Genomic DNA, 18,979 nt, shown 5'->3' with positions numbered 1-18,979 from the left:
AAGGATCCTCACTATGTCACAGATGATGCGTGCCATCGAGATTACCGAGGCGGGAGGACCGGAGGTCCTGAAAGAAACGCAGCGCCCTGTGCCGGTTCCCGCGCAGGGGCAGGTGGTGATCAAGGTTGCCTGGGCCGGTGTGAACCGCCCGGATGCGTTGCAGCGTGCAGGCGCTTATGCGCCGCCCCCCACAGCAAGCGATCTGCCGGGGCTCGAAGCCTCGGGGGAGGTCGTAGCCATTGGCGATAGCGTGACAGGGCTGGCTATTGGCGACAAGGTTTGTGCGTTGCTGCCCGGTGGCGGTTATGCGGAATATGTGGCCACGCCAGCGGCGCATTGCCTGCCCGTGCCACGCGGCATGGGGCTCAAGGAAGCGGCCTGCCTGCCCGAGACGTTCTTTACGGTCTGGTCCAATGTGTTCATGCGCGGCGGGCTGAAAGCAGGGGAGCGCATTTTGATCCATGGTGGCTCGTCCGGTATCGGGACAACGGCGATCCAGCTGGCCAATGCCTTTGGGGCGCGGGTCTTTGTCACGGTTGGCAATGATGCGAAAGGTGAGGCTTGCGTAAAACTGGGGGCCGAGCGGGCGATCAACTATAAGACCGAAGATTTTGTCGAGATCATACAGGCCGAGGGCGGCGCGGATGTGATCCTTGATATGGTTGGCGGTGACTATATTGCGCGTAACCTCAAGGCGTTGGATTTCGAGGGGCGTCTGGTGCAGATCGCTTTTCTTGGCGGTCCAAAAGCCGAGATCAACTTTGCTCCGCTGATGATGAAGCGCTTGACGATGACCGGTTCTACCCTGCGCCCGCAATCGGATTTGGCCAAGGCGCAGATCGCTACCGAGCTGCGTGAGGCGGTTTGGCCCCTGCTGGAGGCCGGGCGCGTGGCACCTGTTATGGATAGCACCTTTGCGTTTGAGGATGCAGCCGCAGCCCATGCGCATATGGAAGCCAGCCAGCACATCGGCAAAATCGTGTTGAAAGTCGGCGGTTGATCGCAGGCTCTGCTGAGGCGCAGCACATTCTATAGGGCCGAACGCGGGACGCTGCGTTCGGCCTTTTTTCTGGGCTACAGGTAGGCCTAGCGGAGCGGCGTGAATATCGCGTCTTTCAGGGAGCAATCCTTGATCACATCGGCACCGCAGGGAACGGGGGTAAGATCGCGGGACAGGCAGATGCGTGCCTCTTGGATATGGCCTTGGCGGCAGGTGATTGTGATATTGTCGCGGGTGAGGGTTGGATTATCTTTCATAAAGGCATCCTCGACCACAGAGGCGGGGAGTTTGACCGTTTTGTCGAGCTTTCGAAAGATGGGGGGGCGTGTGACACTGGCATAGGCGCGGCGCGACAAGGCGTAGTAGTCTGTGGCGCTCAGACCGGTGCAGGTGCCGTGCTTGTTCCACTGATGCCTTGCCAAGCCGCCGGTGCCCATAATGTCAGCCATGTTATTGGTCATGCTGCGCGAAGGCGGGCGTTTGGCGGTTTGGCAAAATGACGGAAAGCCACGGTGGAATTGCGGCCAAAGCCCATGCAGGATCCAGCCATGATCCTCACGTGCATCGCATTGCGGTGAATTGCGGGCATCTCCCTCAAGGGCACACCAATTTGCCGACCAGCTGAGCGCCATAACATAATAATCAAATTCGCCTGCCCGCTCTCCCTTGGCAAAGGCAGGGGCGGCTATGAGGCAAGCAAGCAGGCTGAGAAGGGTGCGGCGCATCTGGGGTCTTTCCTTATGGAGGGGCTTTGTTTATATAAGCCATAAGTTCCCCCAAATTGGAAACGGTTCCGGCATCCGGGACAGCCTAAGTCAGGCGACGGGGAAGGTGCGTTTATAGGAGAGAGACATGGCTAAACCGATTATGGCAAAAGCCACCGCCGTTTGGCTGGTGGATAACACAACCATCAGCTTTAAACAGATTGCGGATTTCGTCGGCATGCACGAGCTGGAAGTGCAGGGCATTGCGGACGGCGATGTGGCAGCAGGCGTGAAGGGTTTTGATCCCGTCACCAACAACCAGCTGACCCAAGAAGAAATCGACAAGGCGCAAGCCAGCCCGCTGTACAAGCTGACGCTGAAATTCAACGCTGCGGCTTCGGGCGAAGAAAAACGCCGCGGCCCGCGCTATACGCCGCTGTCCAAACGTCAGGACCGTCCGGCCTCAATCTTGTGGTTGGTGAAATTCCACCCCGAGCTGTCGGATGCGCAGGTCAGCAAACTGGTCGGCACGACCAAGCCGACCATTCAGGCGATCCGTGAGCGGACCCATTGGAACATCGCGAACATTCAGCCGATCGATCCCGTTGCGCTGGGCCTGTGTAAGCAGTCCGAATTGGACGGGATGGTGCAAGTTGCAGCCGCCAAGAAAGCCGCCGAAGGCGGTGTTATGTCCGATGATGAGCGTCGCAAGCTGGTGAGCACCGAGCAAAGCCTTGGTATGGATACAGAGCCAAAAATCCCGAGCGCGATCGAGGGTCTGGAGACCTTCAGCTTGACGGCTGATCTGGACGACGATGAGGATGGGAAAGAGAAAAGCGATAGCGATTTCTCGGATGCGGAAAGCTTCTTTAACATTCCCGGTGGCGCGAACGACGACGAAGACGACACCAAATAAGTTGGTGTCGCTTGCGGTGTTCGGGAACCGCTATAGCAATTTATGTGTTAAACTAAGTGAGGCGTCCGGTTTCGGGCGCCTTTTTTGATCTTGGGCGAGGCAGTTGCACAATGACAGACGTCGTACATTGGATCGGTAGTGGCATTTTTGGCCTGTTGGTCATCCTCACCTTCTTGCCGCTGAGCAAACTAAGCCACGGGGTCGTGCACGGCGGTGCCTTTGTCCGTGTGCAAATTTTCTGGGTGGCCAGTTTGCTGGCCGCAATCGGCGCAGTTATGGGCCTTCCTGCTTGGCTTGAACTGGGCGCGTTGCTTCTTGCGGGTGTGAACCTGCTTTATATCATTAAATTTACACCAATCTGGCCCAAACAATCTGTTGAGGCGGATCTGGTGCTTCAGCAGGAGACCGAACGCCACATTTCGGTGCTGTCGGTTAATGTAAAGCAATCCAACCGCGATTATGAAAACCTGATTGCTTTGGTGCGCAAATACGATGTGGATGTGGTCAGCGCGGTTGAGGTGGATGGCCCGTGGATCGAAGCCCTCAAAGAGGGGTTGGGTCATGCCTATGATCATTGGGTAGAGGTGCCAAAGGACAATACTTATGGCATGTGCGTTCTGTCGCGGCTCCCGCTTTCGGGCATCAAGGTACGTGAGGTTGTGACCGAAGGTGTGCCATCTGTGCGCATGGTTGCCACGCTGCGTTCCGGCGAAGACGTTTTGGTTTATGTGGTCCATCCAGAGCCCCCAGTAATCAATCACGATTCAAAAGGCCGGGACAGCGAGATCGCGCATATTGGCCTAGAGGCCGCAAAAGACGAGATGCCGGTGATTGTGACTGGTGATCTGAACGATGTGGCGTGGTCAACAACGACGCGGCGTTTTCAGCGCCTGTCAGGGCTGCTTGATCCGCGCGTCGGGCGCGGTTTCTTCAATTCGTTTCATGCCTATCACTGGTGGGCGCGTTGGCCGCTAGATCATCTTTTCCATGATCCGCAGTTTCGCCTGTTGCACATGGCGCGGCTTGAAAAGATCGGCTCGGACCACTTTCCGATGCTGTTCGAGCTGGCATTGGCCGACACCGAGGCCCAAATCAGTGATGTGGGCGAGGCGGATGCCTCTGAGACGCAGGAGGTCAGGCAGATGATAAAGGCTGAAAAACAACGTGACCGCGATCCGATTGGTGCGGATTGGGAAGACTGACGTCAACGGAGTGATTTTCACGCGAAGACAGGCCGACAAAGAAAAATGCGAACTGCATGATTTTCTATCTTGTGCGAATCCATAAAGGGCGTAAATGCGCAGATACAGACGCCAACGCACGCGCCTCTGGCCGGTCAGTTTTCCCTCAGGGTTCTGACTGACCCGCGTTTATGCAGCGACGGTAACGTCTCTTGAAACGACACTTGGGGTGCTCCCGCCCCACCTGCTCTTTGGAGATGACCATGAATGCTACTGTTCCCGGCGCCCTGCGTGGTGCCAGCCCTGTCTACGCCGATCCCGCCGCTGTTTATATCGCCGCGAATGATTTCGACAAACCTACGCTTGTTGTAAGCCGCCAACGTGTCGCATCAGCCTTTGACGCGCTGAAGTCGGGTTTGGGTAACGCCCACATCCACTACGCAGTCAAAGCGAACCCTGCGCCCGAGATTATTCGCACGCTTGTTCTGAAAGGTTCGGGCTTTGATGCGGCCTCGCGGCAGGAAATTGAACTGTGCCTGTCCCAAGGGGCGCGGGCGCAGGACATCTCGTTCGGCAATACCATCAAGCGCGGCGCAGATATTGCCTTTGCCTATGAGGCGGGGGTGCAGCTTTTTGCGGCTGACAGCGAGGCGGAACTGGAAAAGATCGCCAAACATGCGCCCGGCGCAAAAGTTTACATCCGCCTGATCGTTGAAAATTCGCTGGCCGACTGGCCATTGTCGCGCAAATTCGGTTACGCGCCTTCGTCCATGATGGGGCTGTTGGATTATGCAGTCGAATTGGGGCTGGTGGCCTATGGTCTGTCGTTCCATGTCGGATCGCAAACCCGGCAGGCCGCGTTCTGGAACCCTGTGCTGGATGATGTGAGTGCGCTGTGGCACGCGGCGCGCGCGGCGGGGCATGATCTGCAATTGCTCAACATCGGTGGCGGCTTTCCTGCCTTTCATGGTGAGCATGTACAATCCCCGCGCAGTTATGCCGCAGCTGTTGTAGCCGCCGTGACCGCGCGCTTTGGCGATGTGCCGCATCTGATGGCAGAGCCGGGTCGCGGTTTAGTTGCCGAGGCAGGTCACATCGCGGCCGAAGTCTTGTTGGTGAGCCGCAAATCAGCCGATGATATGCACCGCTGGGTTTATCTGGATATTGGTCGGTTCTCGGGCTTGGCCGAAACCGAAGGGGAAGCGATCTGGTATCAGATCACAACGCCGCACGATGGTGGTGAAACCGGCCCCTGTGTGCTGGCCGGCCCCAGCTGTGACAGCGCGGATATTTTGTACGAAAAGCGCCCGATGAACTTGCCATTGGCGCTGCGTCATGGCGATAAGGTGATGATCCGCAACTGTGGTGCCTATACCAGCACCTATAGCTCTGTGGGGTTCAACGGTTTTCCGCCACTGGATGTGATCGTTCTTTAGGAATTGGATCGCTAGAGGTGGAAGGGCCGCCCGGTTTGGGAGGAGCGGGTGGCCAACAAACAAGATAGGGCAGGGGTTCTTGCGAAGTCCGGCCCTATTTCCGTTTCAGCCTAGATATTTTTCCGCGCGCGCATGGCGGCGGTGATGGTCCCGTCATCGAGGTAATCCAGTTCACCCCCGATGGGCACGCCCTGAGCCAGAGAGGTCAGCTGGACCTGCCCGTCAAGCTGGTCGGCGATGTAGTGGGCGGTGGTTTGGCCATCTATCGTGGCATTCAAGGCAAGGATTACCTCATTGATGCCTTCGCTTTGGACACGATCAACCAGCCGTGGAATCCGAAGCTCTTGCGGGCCGATAGCGTCCAGCGCTGATAGCGTGCCGCCCAGCACGTGATAGCGCCCTTTGAACACGCCCGAGCGTTCCATGGCCCATAGGTCGGCCACGTCTTCTACTACGCATAGCTCGCCGTTGGCCCGTTTGTTGCTGTCACAGATATCGCAAATATCTGCGGTGCCTACATTGCCGCAGTTCAGACATTCGCGGGCCGTCGCAGCCACTTGTTGCATCTGATCCGCCAGCGGAGACAGCAGCAGCGCACGTTTACGGATCAGGTGCAGAACCGCGCGCCGCGCCGAGCGGGGGCCGTAGCCGGGCAGCTTTGCCATCAGCTCGATCAACGCGTCGATGTCGCGGGTGGAACTCATTTGTCTACGCTCGCGACATCTGTAGGGGGCGGATCACCTGCAAGGGCGGCTCAGAACGGCAGCTTCATGCCGGCCGGCAGGCCCAAGCCTTCGGTCAGCTTGCTCATTTCTTCTTGCGCGCGGTCGGATGCTTTGCCCTGCGCGTCTTTGATGGCGGCAAGGATCAGATCTTCGACGACTTCTTTGTCGTCACCGTTAAAGATCGACGGATCGATATCCAACGCCTTCAACTCACCCTTGGCAGTGCAGGTAGCTTTGACAAGGCCGGCACCGGCTTCACCTTCGACCATGACGTTGTGCATCTCTTCTTGCATCTCGGCCATTTTGCCCTGCATTTCCTGAGCTTTTTTCATCATACCGGCCATATCGCCGAGGCCACCTAGTCCTTTGAACATTGTGTTCTCCATTCGTTGAGTTAGTTTATATATGTTGCCTTGCACGCCAATCGGCAAGGGTGGGTCAGCTGTCCTCGAAGGGATCCCATTCGTCTTCCACCTCGGGCAATGCTTCGTTCACGGCGGCAGCGGCGATATCTTCGGGAGTGCGGATGGCGGTGATCTTGGCGCGGGGAAACTGCACCATGACGGCTTGCATCAGGGGATGTGCCTCGGCATCGGCGCGCAGGGCGTTCTCTTTGGCGTCCCGCAGCGAGGCAATGGTGGGCGCGCCGCCAGAGTTGACAACGCTCACCGCCCAACGGGTGCCGGTCCACAGTTGTAGCTTGTTGCCAAGGCGCTGTGCCAGATCAAGCGGCGCGGTGTCAGTGGGGACAAATTCAATCCGGCCGGGTTGGTAAGCGGCAAGCTGAAGGGAGGTTTCGACTTCGACCAGCAGCTTTACGTCACGGTTGTGGCGGATAAGCTCCAGCACATGTTCAAACGTGGGGTAATGGGCCAGTGCCGATGCAGGCTCCTGAGCCAAAGCGGTGGTTTGACCGGCCCCGTTCGGCGCGCCAGCCATTTGGGTTTGCGCAGGTTGCATTGCCTGAGGGCCGCCAGCGCTGCCGCCGCCATTTGGCGCGCCACCGCCCTGTGGGGCAGCAGGGGGCGCTGTGGGGACGGGTGTGTTTTGCAGCTTTTTGACCAGCTCGCCTGGCGTCGGAAGGTCGGCCACATGGGTCAGCCGAATGATCGCCATCTCTGCGGCCATCATCGCGTTGGGCGCACTTGCAACTTCTTCAAGCGCTTTGAGCAGCATCTGCCAGAACCGTGTAAGCACGCGGATCGGCAATGCTTCGGCCATGGCGGTACCACGGTCGCGTTCTTCGGGGGAAATCGTCGGGTCTTCGGCCGCGTCAGGGGTGATTTTGACCACGCTGACCCAATGGGTGATCTCGGCTAGATCCCGCAACACGGCCATGGGATCTGCACCTTCGGCATATTGCGATCCAATCTCGGTTAGCGCACTGGCTGCATCCCCGCGCAGGATCATGTCGAGCAGGTCCATTACCCGAGATCGGTCAGCAAGCCCCAGCATGGCGCGGACCTGCACCGCTGTGGTCTCGCCTGCGCCGTGGCTGATGGCCTGATCCAGCAATGAGGTCGCATCGCGCGCCGAACCTTCGGCCGCGCGGGTAATGAGCGCCAGCGCGTCATCAGCGATCTCGGCATTTTCTGCACCGGCGATCTTTTTGAGCAGGGCGATCATCACCTCCGGTTCGATCCTGCGCAGATCAAAGCGCTGACAGCGGGAAAGCACGGTGACCGGCACCTTGCGTATTTCGGTGGTCGCAAAGATGAATTTGACGTGCTCTGGCGGCTCTTCAAGCGTCTTTAGCAGGGCGTTGAACGCGCCCGTGGACAGCATGTGCACCTCATCGATGATATAGACTTTGTAGCGGGCCGAGGCCGCGCGGTAGTGCACGCTGTCGATGATTTCGCGGATGTTGCCGACGCCGGTGTTGGAGGCGGCGTCCATCTCGATCACGTCGACATGGCGGCCTTCCATAATGGCGGTGCAATGTTCGCACACGCCGCAAGGGTCGGTGGTGGGACCCGAGCTGCCATCGGCTCCGATACAGTTCATCCCTTTGGCGATGATCCGGGCGGTTGTGGTTTTCCCGGTGCCGCGAATACCGGTCATGATAAAGGCCTGCGCAATACGGTCTGCATCAAACGCGTTTTTCAGCGTGCGCACCATCGCCTCTTGCCCGACCAGATCGGCAAAGGTTTCGGGGCGGTATTTGCGAGCAAGCACGCGGTAGGCTGTTGCGTCAGACATGGGTATCCTGTCGGTGGGATTCTGATGTTGGGCCTAGGGTATGCGCTGGGACGGGCAGGGGCAACGGGGCAGAGCGTTTTGCCGCCTTACAGCAGCCATAATATCGCGCCCGTTGCCAGCGCGCCGATGGATAGAAACGCCGCGATGAGCCGAGTGCGGCGCAAGGGTTGTGCGCAGGCCTCGGTTTCAGTGAGCCGTGATAGGGTCTGTGCCGCAGAGTTCTGTGCCGCCCAAAAGATGAATACTGCCAAAAGGATGAACACCGAGGCCACTCCTTTGGCAATCCATGTGGGCTCGAATTCGCTGAATACGGCGCGCAGCCCCAAGGCAAGGGCGACGCAGGCCATTCCCGTGCGCATCCAGCCTGCAAATGTGCGTTCATTGGCCAAAATAGTCCTGTCTTCGGCCCAGTTGGTGCGGTTTTCTGCAAGTTCGGTGTTTTTGTTCATGGAGCAATGATGGTGCAATCGTGTTAAACAGCAAGAGTGATTTCAGCGGGAGAACGTAATGCGGCTCAAAGGTATTCGGCGCAGCAGTAATGTAGAGCGGCGCGGCAGCAGTGGCCGAAGCGGGGGCAAGGCCCGAGGTTTGGGGGTTGTTGGTGTGCTGGCGGTGCTGGCCATCGGCTATTTCACAGGCATCGACGTCACCCCGTTATTACAGGGCGAAAGCACACAACAGCAAACCTCGGCCAGTACAGGGCAAAACGAACAACAGGCCGTGTTTAGCGAACAGGTGCTTGCCACAACCGAGGATGTCTGGACAAAGATATTCCGCGAGCAATTGGGCCGTAGCTATACACCACCGACTTTGGTGATTTTCAATGGCGTCACCCAAAGCCCCTGCGGAAACGCCAGCGGCGCAACAGGCCCGTTCTACTGTCCTGCGGATGACAAAGCCTATCTGGATACCGATTTTTTCGTAGCTCTCGACAGGCAGATGGGGGCAGGCGGGGATTTCGCTGCGGCCTATGTGATCGCCCATGAGGTTGCGCATCACGTTCAGAACGAGCTTGGCATTTTACCCAAGGTGAACGCGGCGCGGCAGCGCAGCTCAACCGTCGAGGCGAACGCGCTCACTGTGCGGTTAGAGCTGATGGCCGATTGTCTGTCGGGCATCTGGGCAACAAATGTGCAAGGCTTGATGGAACGTGGTGATCTGGAAGAGGCGCTGAATGCGGCGCGCAAGATTGGCGATGACCATTTGCAGCGTTCCGCAGGGCAGGTGCCGCAACCTCATACATATACGCACGGCACATCCGCGCAGCGCGCAGGCTGGTTCCAGCGCGGCTATGATTCGGGTGATGTAGGGCAATGCGATACATTCGCAGCACAGCGGTTGTAGGGGGAGATGGCGCGGTGTGAAAGATGTTTGCCCTCTCGGGAGCATCCTTTGGATACCCCTGTCGGGCTTTGCGCTTTTGCTTTGCAAAAACGCTTAGGTGAGAGATTGATAACGACCCAAGCGGGACTCGTTGTGGCTGCTTCCTTCCGGACCTGACCAGGTTGGCGAGGTGCCTGCCCGCACCAACCTCTCGGGAGGTGATATAGGCAATTGGTCGATGTGCTGCAAGACCTCCTGCGCTTTGCTGTCCGATTCTGCTCGGTGCCTTGTATCAACGGCTTCTTGATGTAGTCATGGGGACCGGAATTGCCGCGACATCGCCTGTCCGGTGCGGTCATGGATAAGAAACGGAACGAGCAGATGAAAAACGCAGAGCATGTTACCTTTGGCGGGTCTGGCCTTGATCGCGCGGGTGAGCTGCGGGGCAATCCCCAAGCTCTTGCCAAAGCTGCTGCGGATCCTGCCGCGCGCGCGATTGTTTTCTGGCGTGGCAAGCCGCTCATGTCGCTTGCGCGGCCTGCCGGACTGGTGCGTTTGGCGCTGGATCACGCGGTGTTGGCCGAAGCCAAGGAGCCGCCCGTTTTGCTGGGTCGCGAAGAGGGCGTGCCGGTCTTTGCCGTTGATATATCAGGCTGGACACCCGAGGCGTTGGACGAAAGCACCCTTGGCGGATTTCTGGACCCGAGCGAGCAACACCACCCCGGCCTGCCCGAGGAGATGGTGTTTGCGGAGCTTCGCCGCGTGATGACATGGCTTTCACCGCGGGAGGCAGAGCTTGCCGCCTCGGGCAAGGCGATTTTTGCCTGGCATGAAGGGCACCCTTTTTGTGCGCGCTGCGGCGCGCCGACCGAGCCTACGCAAGGCGGTTGGCAGCGGGGTTGCCCCGCTTGTGGTGCGGCGCATTTTCCGCGCACGGATCCGGTTGTGATCATGCTTGTCACGCATGGGAATTCCATTCTTGTGGGGCGCTCTCCGGGGTGGCCGCAGGGGATGTACTCACTGTTGGCAGGGTTTGTTGAGCCGGGTGAGACCTTGGAAGCGGCCGTGCGGCGTGAGGTATTCGAGGAAGCAGGCGTTGTGGTCGGTGAAGTGGGCTATCTGGGGAGTCAGCCATGGCCATTCCCCGCGTCGCTGATGTTTGGCTGTTGGGGGCATGCGACCAGCACGGATATCACAATCGACCCCGTTGAGATCGAAGATGCCAGATGGATCACGCGCGAAGAAATGATGACAATCTCACAAGGGACACACCCCGAAATTTTGCCTGCGCGAAAAGGGGCAATCGCCCATTTCCTGATTGAACGATGGCTGCAGGATACACTCGCTTAAGTCGAATTTACCATCTGTTGACGATTATTGCCTATCTGCTGTTGACCGATGGTTGTCGGCGTTTAATGTGCAAGACCATGGCGTAAAGACCAGTAAGAATGAGGCGGCAATGAAATTCTCGACAAAAGAAGATGTAGAAGTTCCGATTGACGCCGCATTTGCCATGATGTGCGATTTCGAAGGGTTTGAGCGGGCCGCCATGCGCCGCGGGGCCGAGGTGCAGCGGACAGACACAAAAACAGTTCCCGGTGTTGGTATGGGATGGCGCGCCGCGTTCAATTTGCGTGGCAAACGGCGTCAGGTCGATCTGGAAATGATCAGCTTCGACAAGCCCGAGGAAATGGTGATCGAATGCCGTTCGCAGGGGTTGTTGTGCCTGATGACGCTAGAGCTGGCAGCGCTTTCGAAAAACCGCACGCGGATTATGCTAACCTTCGATATCAAGCCGTTGAACCTGTCGGCACGGCTGTTGGTTCAGTCACTCAAGCTGGCAAAGACGACATTGACCAAGAAATTCAAGCTACGCGTGGCTGAATTCGCTAAGGATTTGGAAACGCGCTATAAACCCGGTCAGGTCTGAGCGTTCCACCGGTCGGGGTGCGCGGGGTAGACCCCTAGAATATCCAGCATGTTGGTGAAATACCCCAGCTCGTCCAGCGCGCGCTTGACGGCCGGGTCATCCGGGTGGCCCTCAATATCCGCATAAAAGCGCGTTGCGGTGAAAGATCCGCCGACCATGTAGCTTTCGAGCTTGGTCATGTTGACGCCATTTGTCGCAAATCCACCCATCGCTTTATAAAGCGCGGCGGGGATGTTGCGGACCTCGAAGATGAAAGTGGTCATCATGCGCTCGCCACGTGGCGTGGTGTCAATGTCGGGTGCCATGAGCAAAAAGCGGGTGGTGTTGTGGTCGAGGTCTTCGATCCCGTCGGCCAAGACTTGGAGCCCGTGTATGTCGGCGGCGACAGTACTGGCCAGCACGCCTTCATGCGCAGGGCCGCCCGCGGCGAGCTCCTCTGCGGCGCCGGCGCTGTCTGCTGCGGCTTCTGATGTGATGCCCAAGGTGTCCAGATAGCTGCGTGCCTGTGGTAGCAACACCAGATGGGCGCGCACGTGTTTGATTTGCTCCAGCGTGGTGCCGGGGCGGGCCATAAGGGCGATGCGCACACGCACAAAGGCTTCTTCGATGATATGCATGCCGCTTTCGGGAAGTAGCCGGTGGATGTCTGCCACGCGGCCGTAGGTCGTGTTCTCGACCGGAAGCATGGCAAGATCGGCGCGGCCTTCGCGCACGGCGCGCAAAACACCTTCAAAGGTGGTACAAGGCACGGGGATTCCGTCGGGCCGGGCCGATAGGCAGGCCTCGTGGCTATAGGCACCAAGTGCCCCCTGGAAAGCGATACGTGGCGGCTGTTTTGCGGTCATCGCGGTATTCCCGTGTGAAATCGTGTCAAATGGTTGTTTGGTGGCGGTAACTACACCTTGCCTGCACAGAGGGAAAGCAATAGATATCTCCGCAATCAGATGAATAAATCAAAGCGATGGACGGACCCATGGATACAATGACCCTTACGAAAGTTGCTGCTGGCGTGCTTGGTGCATGGCTGGTGCTTTTGCTTGGAAAATGGGGCGCTGAAGAGTTGTATCACGCTTCGCTGCACGGTGAGCCATCCTATGAGATCGCGGTTGCAGGCGATGCGCCTGTGGACGCAGAGCCTGAAGTGCCGTTCGAAGAGCTGTTGGCGGCGGCCTCACCTGATGATGGTGCCAAAGTATTCCGCAAGTGTACCGCGTGCCACAAGGCCGAAGCAGGCGCGAATGCGACAGGCCCCTATTTGCATGGTGTTGTGAACCGTCCCACCGACTCCGCTGAGGGTTTTGCTTATTCCGGCGCTCTGGCGCAGGTGGCCGAGGCTTGGACGCCTGAAAACCTGAACGAGTTTCTGGAAAAGCCAAGCGGCTATGCACCGGGCACGACCATGGGTTTTGCAGGTCTGGCAAAGCCAGAGGATCGGGCGGACGTGATCGCCTATCTTCAAACGCTTAGCAATTAAAACACACGCAAGTGTTGTTGTGTTTTAAAAAGGTCGCCGAAGGGGCGGCCTTTTTAGTGTCTGCTTTGATCTCGGGCAGCGGATTTCCCCAAGATCACAGACTTGCAACTTGTAACTTGGCGCGTCCCGACATTAGCCTATGTCACGAATGGCGCCGCCCTTTGGTGTGGAACAGAGGAGACTTTTCATGATTTCATTTGCCCGTGTTCAAACCCGCGATCGCGTGCCCGCCCGGTTGACTGCTACATTTGCAGTGATGGCCACGGCCGCGTTGTGGGGCGCTGATTTGCGTGCCGAAGAACATGCGCCGATCGTGAAAAGCCACGGTTACTCTTTTTATGGTAATCTGACGTACCCTGCGGATTATCCACATTTCGACTATGTGAATCCTGATGCGCCGAAGGGCGGCGAGATTTCGATCTCGACCCTTGGGACATTTGATTCGATGAACCCCTATTCGCGCAAGGGCCGCGGGGGTGCGCTTAGCACGATCATGTACGAAAGCCTGTTGGGCGAAGGCGTCGGCGGTGAAAGCGCGCCTGCGGATGTGTATTCAGAATACTACTGCCTGCTGTGCGAAAGCGTCGAATACCCCGAGACCAAGGATTGGGTGATCTTTAATATGCGCCCTGATGCCAAATTCTCGAACGGGGATCCGGTCACCGCATATGACATCGAATTCTCGCACAACCTTTTGCTGGACCAAGGCCTGCAATCTTATGCCGAGGCGGTGCGCAAGCGCATCCCCAAGGTTGAGGTGCTGGATGATCACCGGATCAAATTCTACTTCACCGAAGGGCTTTCACGCCGATCAATGATCGAACAGGTCGGCTTTGTGCCTGCGTGGTCAAAGAAATGGTATGAAGAGTCCGGTGCGCGCCTTGATGAAAGCCGTCTGGAGACCTCTCCGGGTTCAGGCCCATATATGATTGAAACCGTCGATGTGAACCGCCGCATCGTCTACAAACGCAACCCTGACTATTGGGGCAATGATCTGCCCTTCAATGTAGGGCGCAATAACTTTGACCGTATTCGCGTAGAATATTTCGGCGATGAAAATTCGGCCTTTGAGGCATTTAAATCCGGTGAATATACCTACCGCAACGAGGGGAATTCCAAACAATGGGCTACGGCCTATGATTTTCCAAAAGTGGCTGATGGCTATGTTGTAAAAGAAGAAATTCCCGATGGCTCCCCGCCTGCGCCTTCGGGGATCGTGTTCAACCTTGGCCGCGAGGTGATGCAGGACAAGCGTGTGCGCGAAGCGATCTCCTTGGCGTTCAATTTTGAATGGACCAACGAATCCCTGCAATACGGGCTGTTCAAACAGCGCGCTTCCTTTACCCAGGATACGCCGTTGATGGCGGCTGGCGCGCCACAGGGGGCCGAACTGGCCTTTCTGCAAGAGCTGGGCGATGTGATTGACCCCGAGCTGCTGACAGAAGAGGCGCGGATGCCGCATACCTCTGGCGCTGCGCGCTTGTTGGACCGGCGCAATGCCCGCGCGGCATCCAAGTTGTTGGATGAGGCCGGCTGGCCTGTGGGAGACGATGGTAAGCGCCGCAATGCCGAGGGAGAGCCGCTACGCGTGACCTTCCTGTTGAACTCGGCTGGCTCTGCGACACTATCAGCGGTGGTTGAGAATTTCATGTCCAACCTGACCGCTTTCGGGATCGAAGCTGTTTTGGAAAGGGTCGACAGTTCACAGTATACGGCACGTGAGCGTGATCGGGACTATGATCTGGTGTATGATCAATACGCCTCCTTCCTCGGGACGGGGACGGGGCTTGCCCAGCGTTATGGCTCCGAGGCGGCAAGCTTCTCGTTGTTCAACCCCGCAGGCCTTGCGAGCCCCATGGTGGATGCCATAATCGAGGCTTCGCTTCAGGCGGATACCCGCGAAGAAGAAGATGCCGCGCTAATGGCGCTTGACCGTGCTTTGCGGCATGAGTTCTTCATCATTCCCACATGGTACAATGATGTATATTGGACCGCTTATTATGACCAATATGACCACCCGAAAGACCAACCCGCCTATGCGCTGGGCTATCTGGATTTCTGGTGGTACGACGCTGAAAAAGCAGAAAAACTGCGTGCGGCTGGCGCGCTGAGGTAGATCATGGGCGCCTATATTCTCAGACGGTTGTTGTTGATCCCGGTTACGTTGTTCGGGATCATGTTGGTCAACTTTGCGCTGGTGCAATTTGTGCCGGGCGGCCCCGTGGAGCAGGCGATTGCCCGCATCCAGGGCGGCGGTGACGTGTTCGGCGGCTTTGCCGGATCCGGTTCCGATGGAGAGACAGTCGATCTGGGGGGCAGTGATAATTACGTAGGCTCACGTGGTCTGCCACCTGAATTTATCGAAGAGCTGGAAAAGGAATTCGGTTTTGACAAACCGCCCGTGGCGCGGTTTTTCAACATGCTTGGCAATTACGTGATGTTCGACTTCGGAGAGAGCTATTTCCGCTCGATCTCGGTCATTGATCTGATCAAGGAAAAGCTGCCTGTTTCGATCACGCTGGGGCTTTGGTCGACCTTGATCGCCTATATGATTTCGATCCCGTTGGGGATTAAGAAAGCCGTGCGCGATGGGTCAAAGTTCGACACTTGGACATCCGGCGCGATTATCGCGGCTTACGCCATTCCGGGCTTTTTGTTCGCGATCCTTTTGTTGGTGCTGTTTGTGCCTGCCAACTGTTTCCGCATTCCCGGTCTGGCCGATATGTGGCCCGGCGGGGCGACGTATAACCCGACCTGCTACGAACTTTTCCCCCTGCGGGGCTTGACGTCCGACAACTTCGATCAGCTTAGCGCATGGGGCAAAGTGAAGGATTACGCGTGGCACATCACGCTGCCGGTGCTTGCTTCGACCATCTCGGCCTTTGCGACACTGACGCTGCTGACCAAAAACAGCTTTCTGGACGAGATCAAGAAACACTATGTCATGACCGCCCGCGCCAAGGGCTTGTCCGAGAGTAAGGTTCTGTACGGCCATGTGTTCCGCAACGCGATGTTGATCGTGATCGCAGGCTTTCCTGCGGTGTTCATCGGCGTGTTTTTCGGCTCAAGCCTGATCATCGAGACGATCTTTTCCCTCGACGGTTTGGGGCGTTTGGGGTTTGAGGCCGCCGTGGCGCGGGATTACCCTATCGTCTTTGGTACGTTGTTTATCTTTGGACTGATCGGGCTGGTGGTCGGGATTATTTCCGATCTGATGTATGTGCTGGTCGACCCGCGCATTGATTTCGAGAAGAGGGAAGGCTGATGGCATTGTCTCCGCTCAACCAGCGCCGCTGGCGTAATTTCACGCGCAACAGGCGCGCTTATTGGTCCATGTGGATCTTCCTTGTGGTTTTCACCCTGTCGCTATTCGCCGAATTTTTGGCCAATGATAAGCCGATCCTTGTGAACTACCGCGGGGATTTCTATACGCCGATTTTCAAATTTTATCCCGAAACGGCCTTTGGCGGAGATTTCCAGACCGAAGCCGCCTACCGCGACCCCGAGGTGCAGTGCCTTATCGCCAGTGGCGGGCTGGAGGCGTGTTTTGACGATCCCGAAGGGATGGTTGCGCAGATCAGGGAGGGCAGTTTTGATGCCGATACCGAAGGTTTTGCCAAAGGCTGGTCTATCTGGCCCCCCATTCCCTACAGCTTTGACACCGCCGTTGATCGCCCCGGTGCAGCTCCGCTGCCACCCAATGGCGAGAACCTGCTGGGCACAGACGGGACCAAGCGTGACGTGCAGGCCCGCGTCATCCACGGTTTCCGGCTGAGTATTGTTTTCACCCTCCTTGTCACCGGCCTAAGCACGATCATCGGCATCGCCGCAGGCGCGGTGCAGGGCTTCTTTGGCGGTTGGCTGGACCTGATTTTCCAGCGCGTGATCGAGATCTGGACCTCTACGCCGTCGCTTTATGTGATCATCATCATGTTCGCGATTTTGGGGCGAAGTTTCTGGCTGTTGGTATTCCTGTTGGTGCTGTTCAGTTGGACAGCGCTTGTTGGCGTGGTGCGTGCCGAATTTTTGCGGGCGCGCAACCTTGAATATGTCCGTGCTGCCCGTGCGCTTGGCGTGGGCAACACGACGATCATGTTCCGCCATATGCTGCCCAATGCGATGGTGGCCACGCTGACGATGCTGCCATTCCTCATTACCGGCACGATTTCCTCACTGGCTGTGCTTGATTTCCTTGGCTTTGGCCTGCCATCCTCGGCCCCGTCACTGGGGGAGCTGACGCTGCAAGCCAAACAAAACCTGCAAGCGCCATGGCTCGCCTTCACCGCATTCTTTACCTTTGCGATCATGCTGTCGCTGCTGGTGTTTATATTCGAGGGGATCCGCGATGCGTTTGACCCCAGAAAGACGTTTTCCTGATGGCCCCGCTTTTGGATGTACAAAACCTGCGCGTGTCTTTTCGGCAGGATGGCAAGCTTTCTCCGGCAGTCAAAGGCATCTCCTTTCACGTCGAGCGCGGCGAGACTGTTGCGCTGGTAGGGGAGAGTGGATCGGGTAAATCCGTTTCCGCCCTCAGCACCGTGTCGTTGTTGGGTGAAACCGCGCATGTTGAGGGCTCTGTCACCTATGACGGCCAACAGATGATTGGCGCCTCGGACAAGCTGCTGCGCAAAGTGCGTGGCAATGACATCAGCTTTATTTTCCAAGAGCCGATGACCTCGCTCAATCCGCTGCATACTATTGATAAGCAACTGGCAGAGTCGTTGGCCTTGCACCAAGGGCTGTCGGGTGATGCGCTGAAGGCGCGTATTCTTGAGCTGTTGGAGAAGGTAGGCATCAACGATGCCGAGAGCCGCTTGGGCAGCTATCCGCACCAATTGTCGGGCGGCCAACGCCAGCGTGTGATGATCGCCATGGCATTGGCCAATAAGCCTGATGTGCTCATCGCGGATGAGCCGACGACCGCGCTGGATGTGACCATTCAGGCGCAAATCCTCGACCTGCTGAAAGAGCTTAAAGACAGCGAAGGCATGGGCCTGTTGTTCATCACCCATGACTTGGGCGTTGTGCGCCGCATCGCGGATCGTGTTTGCGTGATGCAGCACGGCGAGATTGTCGAGCAGGGGCCAACGGCAGAGATTTTTGACAACCCGCAACATCCCTATACGCAAAAGCTGTTGGGGGCCGAGCCATCCGGTAGCCCTGCGCCTGTGCCAGAAAATGCCGAAGTGATCGCGGAAACTGATAGCCTCAAAATCTGGTTCCCGATCCAGCAGGGGTTGCTGCGCCGTACCGTTGGCCATGTAAAAGCTGTTAATGACGCGAGCCTGAGCGTGCGCGCAGGTGAGACCATCGGCATCGTGGGTGAGAGCGGCTCTGGCAAGACGACGTTGGCCTTGGCCATCATGCGGCTTATTGCCTCCGAAGGCGGGATTACCTTTATGGGGGATGATATTCGCAAATGGTCCACAAAGGACCTGCGCCGCTTGCGTAAAGATATGCAGATCGTGTTTCAGGACCCCTTTGGCAGCCTGAGCCCGCGTATGACCTGTATGCAAATCATTGCGGAGGGGCTTAGCATCCATAAGGTCGATCCGGCCCGCGATCAGCGCGAGCTGGTGCATGATGTGATGATTGAAGTGGGTCTCGATCCGGCGACGATGGATCGCTATCCGCATGAGTTCTCTGGCGGTCAACGGCAGCGCATCGCCATCGCCCGCGCCATGGTTCTACGTCCGCGCCTGCTGGTACTGGATGAGCCGACAAGCGCGCTGGATATGACCGTACAGGTTCAGATCGTGGACTTGCTGCGTAACTTGCAGGTTAAATACGGGCTGGCCTATCTATTTATCAGCCATGACCTTAAGGTTGTGCGTGCAATGTCGCATCGTGTGATGGTGATGAAGCGGGGCGATGTGGTTGAGTACGGTGATGTGGACGTGCTCTATGACAATCCCCAAACCGATTACACGCGCAATTTGCTGCAAGCCGCGACATAGATCACGGTCGGGTCAACGCTCCGAAGCGCCGGAGTAGAATTGCGGTATTCACGCCGCCGCATGTTGCCCTTTCTACGTGCCCCGCAATTGTGTCGATCTTTGTGTGGCGCGCTTGCGCGGCTTTTTTCGCGCAA

The 18,979-nt window shown here is 57.5% G+C and carries 18 protein-coding genes and 1 other RNA gene; 12 read left to right on the top strand and 7 right to left on the bottom strand.

The window, feature by feature from the left end:
• The first annotated feature begins 13 nt into the window (after positions 1-13).
• A complete protein-coding gene (locus tag ABJM03_RS14160) occupies positions 14-1,000 on the top strand; it encodes an NAD(P)H-quinone oxidoreductase (protein ID WP_348418499.1) in 987 nt (328 codons plus the stop codon).
• A gap of 86 nt (positions 1,001-1,086) precedes the next feature.
• On the opposite strand, the gene ABJM03_RS14155 is transcribed toward ABJM03_RS14160, so the two are convergent.
• Complete coding sequence (locus ABJM03_RS14155; RefSeq protein ID WP_348418498.1) at positions 1,087-1,725, bottom strand: ribonuclease T2; 639 nt, start codon at positions 1,723-1,725, stop codon at positions 1,087-1,089.
• A gap of 127 nt (positions 1,726-1,852) precedes the next feature.
• On the opposite strand from ABJM03_RS14155, the gene ABJM03_RS14150 reads away from it, so the two are divergent.
• From ABJM03_RS14150 to ABJM03_RS14140, 3 genes are all read left to right on the top strand, one after another.
• On the top strand, positions 1,853-2,620 hold the full coding sequence (locus ABJM03_RS14150; protein WP_348418497.1) for a DUF1013 domain-containing protein: 768 nt from the start codon (positions 1,853-1,855) through the stop codon (positions 2,618-2,620).
• Between the two features lie 110 nt (positions 2,621-2,730).
• Positions 2,731-3,822 carry an endonuclease/exonuclease/phosphatase family protein gene (locus tag ABJM03_RS14145; protein WP_348418496.1) on the top strand — a complete coding sequence of 364 codons (1,092 nt, stop codon included), beginning with the start codon at positions 2,731-2,733 and terminating at the stop codon, positions 3,820-3,822.
• Positions 3,823-4,058: 236 nt separating this feature from the next.
• Complete coding sequence (locus ABJM03_RS14140) at positions 4,059-5,237, top strand: type III PLP-dependent enzyme (RefSeq protein WP_348418495.1); 1,179 nt, start codon at positions 4,059-4,061, stop codon at positions 5,235-5,237.
• A gap of 110 nt (positions 5,238-5,347) precedes the next feature.
• Here ABJM03_RS14140 and recR read toward each other — a convergent pair whose 3' ends face one another.
• From recR to ABJM03_RS14120, 4 genes are all read right to left on the bottom strand, one after another.
• The gene (gene recR, locus ABJM03_RS14135) at positions 5,348-5,941 is read right to left on the bottom strand and encodes a recombination mediator RecR (RefSeq protein WP_348418494.1); all 594 of its coding nucleotides are present in this window, start codon (positions 5,939-5,941) and stop codon (positions 5,348-5,350) included.
• 50 nt (positions 5,942-5,991) lie between these two features.
• Positions 5,992-6,336, bottom strand: coding sequence for a YbaB/EbfC family nucleoid-associated protein (locus tag ABJM03_RS14130; protein ID WP_348418493.1), 345 nt, complete (start codon positions 6,334-6,336; stop codon positions 5,992-5,994).
• A 64-nt stretch (positions 6,337-6,400) separates the two neighbouring features.
• Complete coding sequence (locus tag ABJM03_RS14125; RefSeq protein WP_348418492.1) at positions 6,401-8,161, bottom strand: DNA polymerase III subunit gamma/tau; 1,761 nt, start codon at positions 8,159-8,161, stop codon at positions 6,401-6,403.
• A gap of 86 nt (positions 8,162-8,247) precedes the next feature.
• A complete protein-coding gene (locus tag ABJM03_RS14120) occupies positions 8,248-8,610 on the bottom strand; it encodes a DUF202 domain-containing protein (RefSeq protein WP_348418491.1) in 363 nt (120 codons plus the stop codon).
• Between the two features lie 58 nt (positions 8,611-8,668).
• Here ABJM03_RS14120 and ABJM03_RS14115 point away from each other — a divergent pair, with 58 nt between their 5' ends.
• Positions 8,669-9,505, top strand: coding sequence for a neutral zinc metallopeptidase (locus tag ABJM03_RS14115; RefSeq protein ID WP_348418490.1), 837 nt, complete (start codon positions 8,669-8,671; stop codon positions 9,503-9,505).
• Positions 9,506-9,600: 95 nt separating this feature from the next.
• On the opposite strand, the gene ffs is transcribed toward ABJM03_RS14115, so the two are convergent.
• Positions 9,601-9,698, bottom strand: an RNA gene (gene ffs / locus ABJM03_RS14110) — signal recognition particle sRNA small type.
• A gap of 167 nt (positions 9,699-9,865) precedes the next feature.
• Here ffs and nudC point away from each other — a divergent pair.
• Together nudC and ABJM03_RS14100 are read left to right on the top strand one after the other, a co-directional pair.
• The gene (nudC, locus tag ABJM03_RS14105) at positions 9,866-10,834 is read left to right on the top strand and encodes an NAD(+) diphosphatase (protein ID WP_348419136.1); all 969 of its coding nucleotides are present in this window, start codon (positions 9,866-9,868) and stop codon (positions 10,832-10,834) included.
• A 109-nt stretch (positions 10,835-10,943) separates the two neighbouring features.
• Positions 10,944-11,414 carry an SRPBCC family protein gene (locus ABJM03_RS14100; protein ID WP_348418489.1) on the top strand — a complete coding sequence of 157 codons (471 nt, stop codon included), beginning with the start codon at positions 10,944-10,946 and terminating at the stop codon, positions 11,412-11,414.
• Here the strand turns inward: ABJM03_RS14100 and ABJM03_RS14095 are convergent.
• Positions 11,405-12,259 carry a prephenate dehydratase gene (locus ABJM03_RS14095; protein WP_348418488.1) on the bottom strand — a complete coding sequence of 285 codons (855 nt, stop codon included), beginning with the start codon at positions 12,257-12,259 and terminating at the stop codon, positions 11,405-11,407. The genes ABJM03_RS14100 and ABJM03_RS14095 overlap by 10 nt on opposite strands.
• Positions 12,260-12,387: 128 nt before the next feature.
• On the opposite strand from ABJM03_RS14095, the gene ABJM03_RS14090 reads away from it, so the two are divergent.
• From ABJM03_RS14090 to ABJM03_RS14070, 5 genes are all read left to right on the top strand, one after another.
• The gene (locus ABJM03_RS14090; RefSeq protein ID WP_348418487.1) at positions 12,388-12,888 is read left to right on the top strand and encodes a cytochrome c family protein; all 501 of its coding nucleotides are present in this window, start codon (positions 12,388-12,390) and stop codon (positions 12,886-12,888) included.
• A 256-nt stretch (positions 12,889-13,144) separates the two neighbouring features.
• Positions 13,145-15,004 (top strand): extracellular solute-binding protein, encoded by a 1,860-nt coding sequence (locus ABJM03_RS14085; protein WP_348419135.1) that lies wholly within the window; start codon positions 13,145-13,147, stop codon positions 15,002-15,004.
• Positions 15,005-15,007: 3 nt separating this feature from the next.
• Complete coding sequence (locus ABJM03_RS14080; RefSeq protein ID WP_348418486.1) at positions 15,008-16,153, top strand: microcin C ABC transporter permease YejB; 1,146 nt, start codon at positions 15,008-15,010, stop codon at positions 16,151-16,153.
• Positions 16,153-17,265, top strand: coding sequence for an ABC transporter permease (locus ABJM03_RS14075; RefSeq protein ID WP_348418485.1), 1,113 nt, complete (start codon positions 16,153-16,155; stop codon positions 17,263-17,265). Before ABJM03_RS14080 ends, ABJM03_RS14075 begins: the two co-directional genes overlap by 1 nt.
• Positions 17,265-18,845 carry an ABC transporter ATP-binding protein gene (locus tag ABJM03_RS14070; protein ID WP_348418484.1) on the top strand — a complete coding sequence of 527 codons (1,581 nt, stop codon included), beginning with the start codon at positions 17,265-17,267 and terminating at the stop codon, positions 18,843-18,845. The genes ABJM03_RS14075 and ABJM03_RS14070 overlap by 1 nt, the downstream gene beginning before the upstream one ends.
• The last annotated feature ends 134 nt before the right edge of the window (positions 18,846-18,979 follow it).

The sequence above is a fragment of the Sulfitobacter sp. genome (genome assembly GCF_039977885.1).
Taxonomy (GTDB): Bacteria; Pseudomonadota; Alphaproteobacteria; order Rhodobacterales; family Rhodobacteraceae; genus Sulfitobacter.
Note: the sequence above shows the minus strand (reverse complement) of the source record. Positions and strands in the feature narration are given on the sequence as shown.

Bases quoted from the DNA above. Each gene is read 5' to 3' on its own strand.
- ABJM03_RS14160 (WP_348418499.1), top strand. From the start codon at position 14: ATGTCACAGATGATGCGTGCCATCGAGATTACCGAGGCGGGAGGACCG.
- recR (WP_348418494.1), bottom strand. From the start codon at position 5,941: ATGAGTTCCACCCGCGACATCGACGCGTTGATCGAGCTGATGGCAAAG.
- ABJM03_RS14115 (WP_348418490.1), top strand. From the start codon at position 8,669: ATGCGGCTCAAAGGTATTCGGCGCAGCAGTAATGTAGAGCGGCGCGGC.
- ABJM03_RS14130 (WP_348418493.1), bottom strand. From the start codon at position 6,336: ATGTTCAAAGGACTAGGTGGCCTCGGCGATATGGCCGGTATGATGAAA.
- ABJM03_RS14150 (WP_348418497.1), top strand. From the start codon at position 1,853: ATGGCTAAACCGATTATGGCAAAAGCCACCGCCGTTTGGCTGGTGGAT.
- ABJM03_RS14145 (WP_348418496.1), top strand. From the start codon at position 2,731: ATGACAGACGTCGTACATTGGATCGGTAGTGGCATTTTTGGCCTGTTG.
- ABJM03_RS14125 (WP_348418492.1), bottom strand. From the start codon at position 8,161: ATGTCTGACGCAACAGCCTACCGCGTGCTTGCTCGCAAATACCGCCCC.
- ABJM03_RS14120 (WP_348418491.1), bottom strand. From the start codon at position 8,610: ATGAACAAAAACACCGAACTTGCAGAAAACCGCACCAACTGGGCCGAA.
- ABJM03_RS14075 (WP_348418485.1), top strand. From the start codon at position 16,153: ATGGCATTGTCTCCGCTCAACCAGCGCCGCTGGCGTAATTTCACGCGC.
- ABJM03_RS14080 (WP_348418486.1), top strand. From the start codon at position 15,008: ATGGGCGCCTATATTCTCAGACGGTTGTTGTTGATCCCGGTTACGTTG.
- ABJM03_RS14070 (WP_348418484.1), top strand. From the start codon at position 17,265: ATGGCCCCGCTTTTGGATGTACAAAACCTGCGCGTGTCTTTTCGGCAG.
- ABJM03_RS14100 (WP_348418489.1), top strand. From the start codon at position 10,944: ATGAAATTCTCGACAAAAGAAGATGTAGAAGTTCCGATTGACGCCGCA.
- ABJM03_RS14095 (WP_348418488.1), bottom strand. From the start codon at position 12,259: ATGACCGCAAAACAGCCGCCACGTATCGCTTTCCAGGGGGCACTTGGT.
- ABJM03_RS14085 (WP_348419135.1), top strand. From the start codon at position 13,145: ATGGCCACGGCCGCGTTGTGGGGCGCTGATTTGCGTGCCGAAGAACAT.
- ABJM03_RS14090 (WP_348418487.1), top strand. From the start codon at position 12,388: ATGGATACAATGACCCTTACGAAAGTTGCTGCTGGCGTGCTTGGTGCA.
- ABJM03_RS14155 (WP_348418498.1), bottom strand. From the start codon at position 1,725: ATGCGCCGCACCCTTCTCAGCCTGCTTGCTTGCCTCATAGCCGCCCCT.
- nudC (WP_348419136.1), top strand. From the start codon at position 9,866: ATGAAAAACGCAGAGCATGTTACCTTTGGCGGGTCTGGCCTTGATCGC.
- ABJM03_RS14140 (WP_348418495.1), top strand. From the start codon at position 4,059: ATGACCATGAATGCTACTGTTCCCGGCGCCCTGCGTGGTGCCAGCCCT.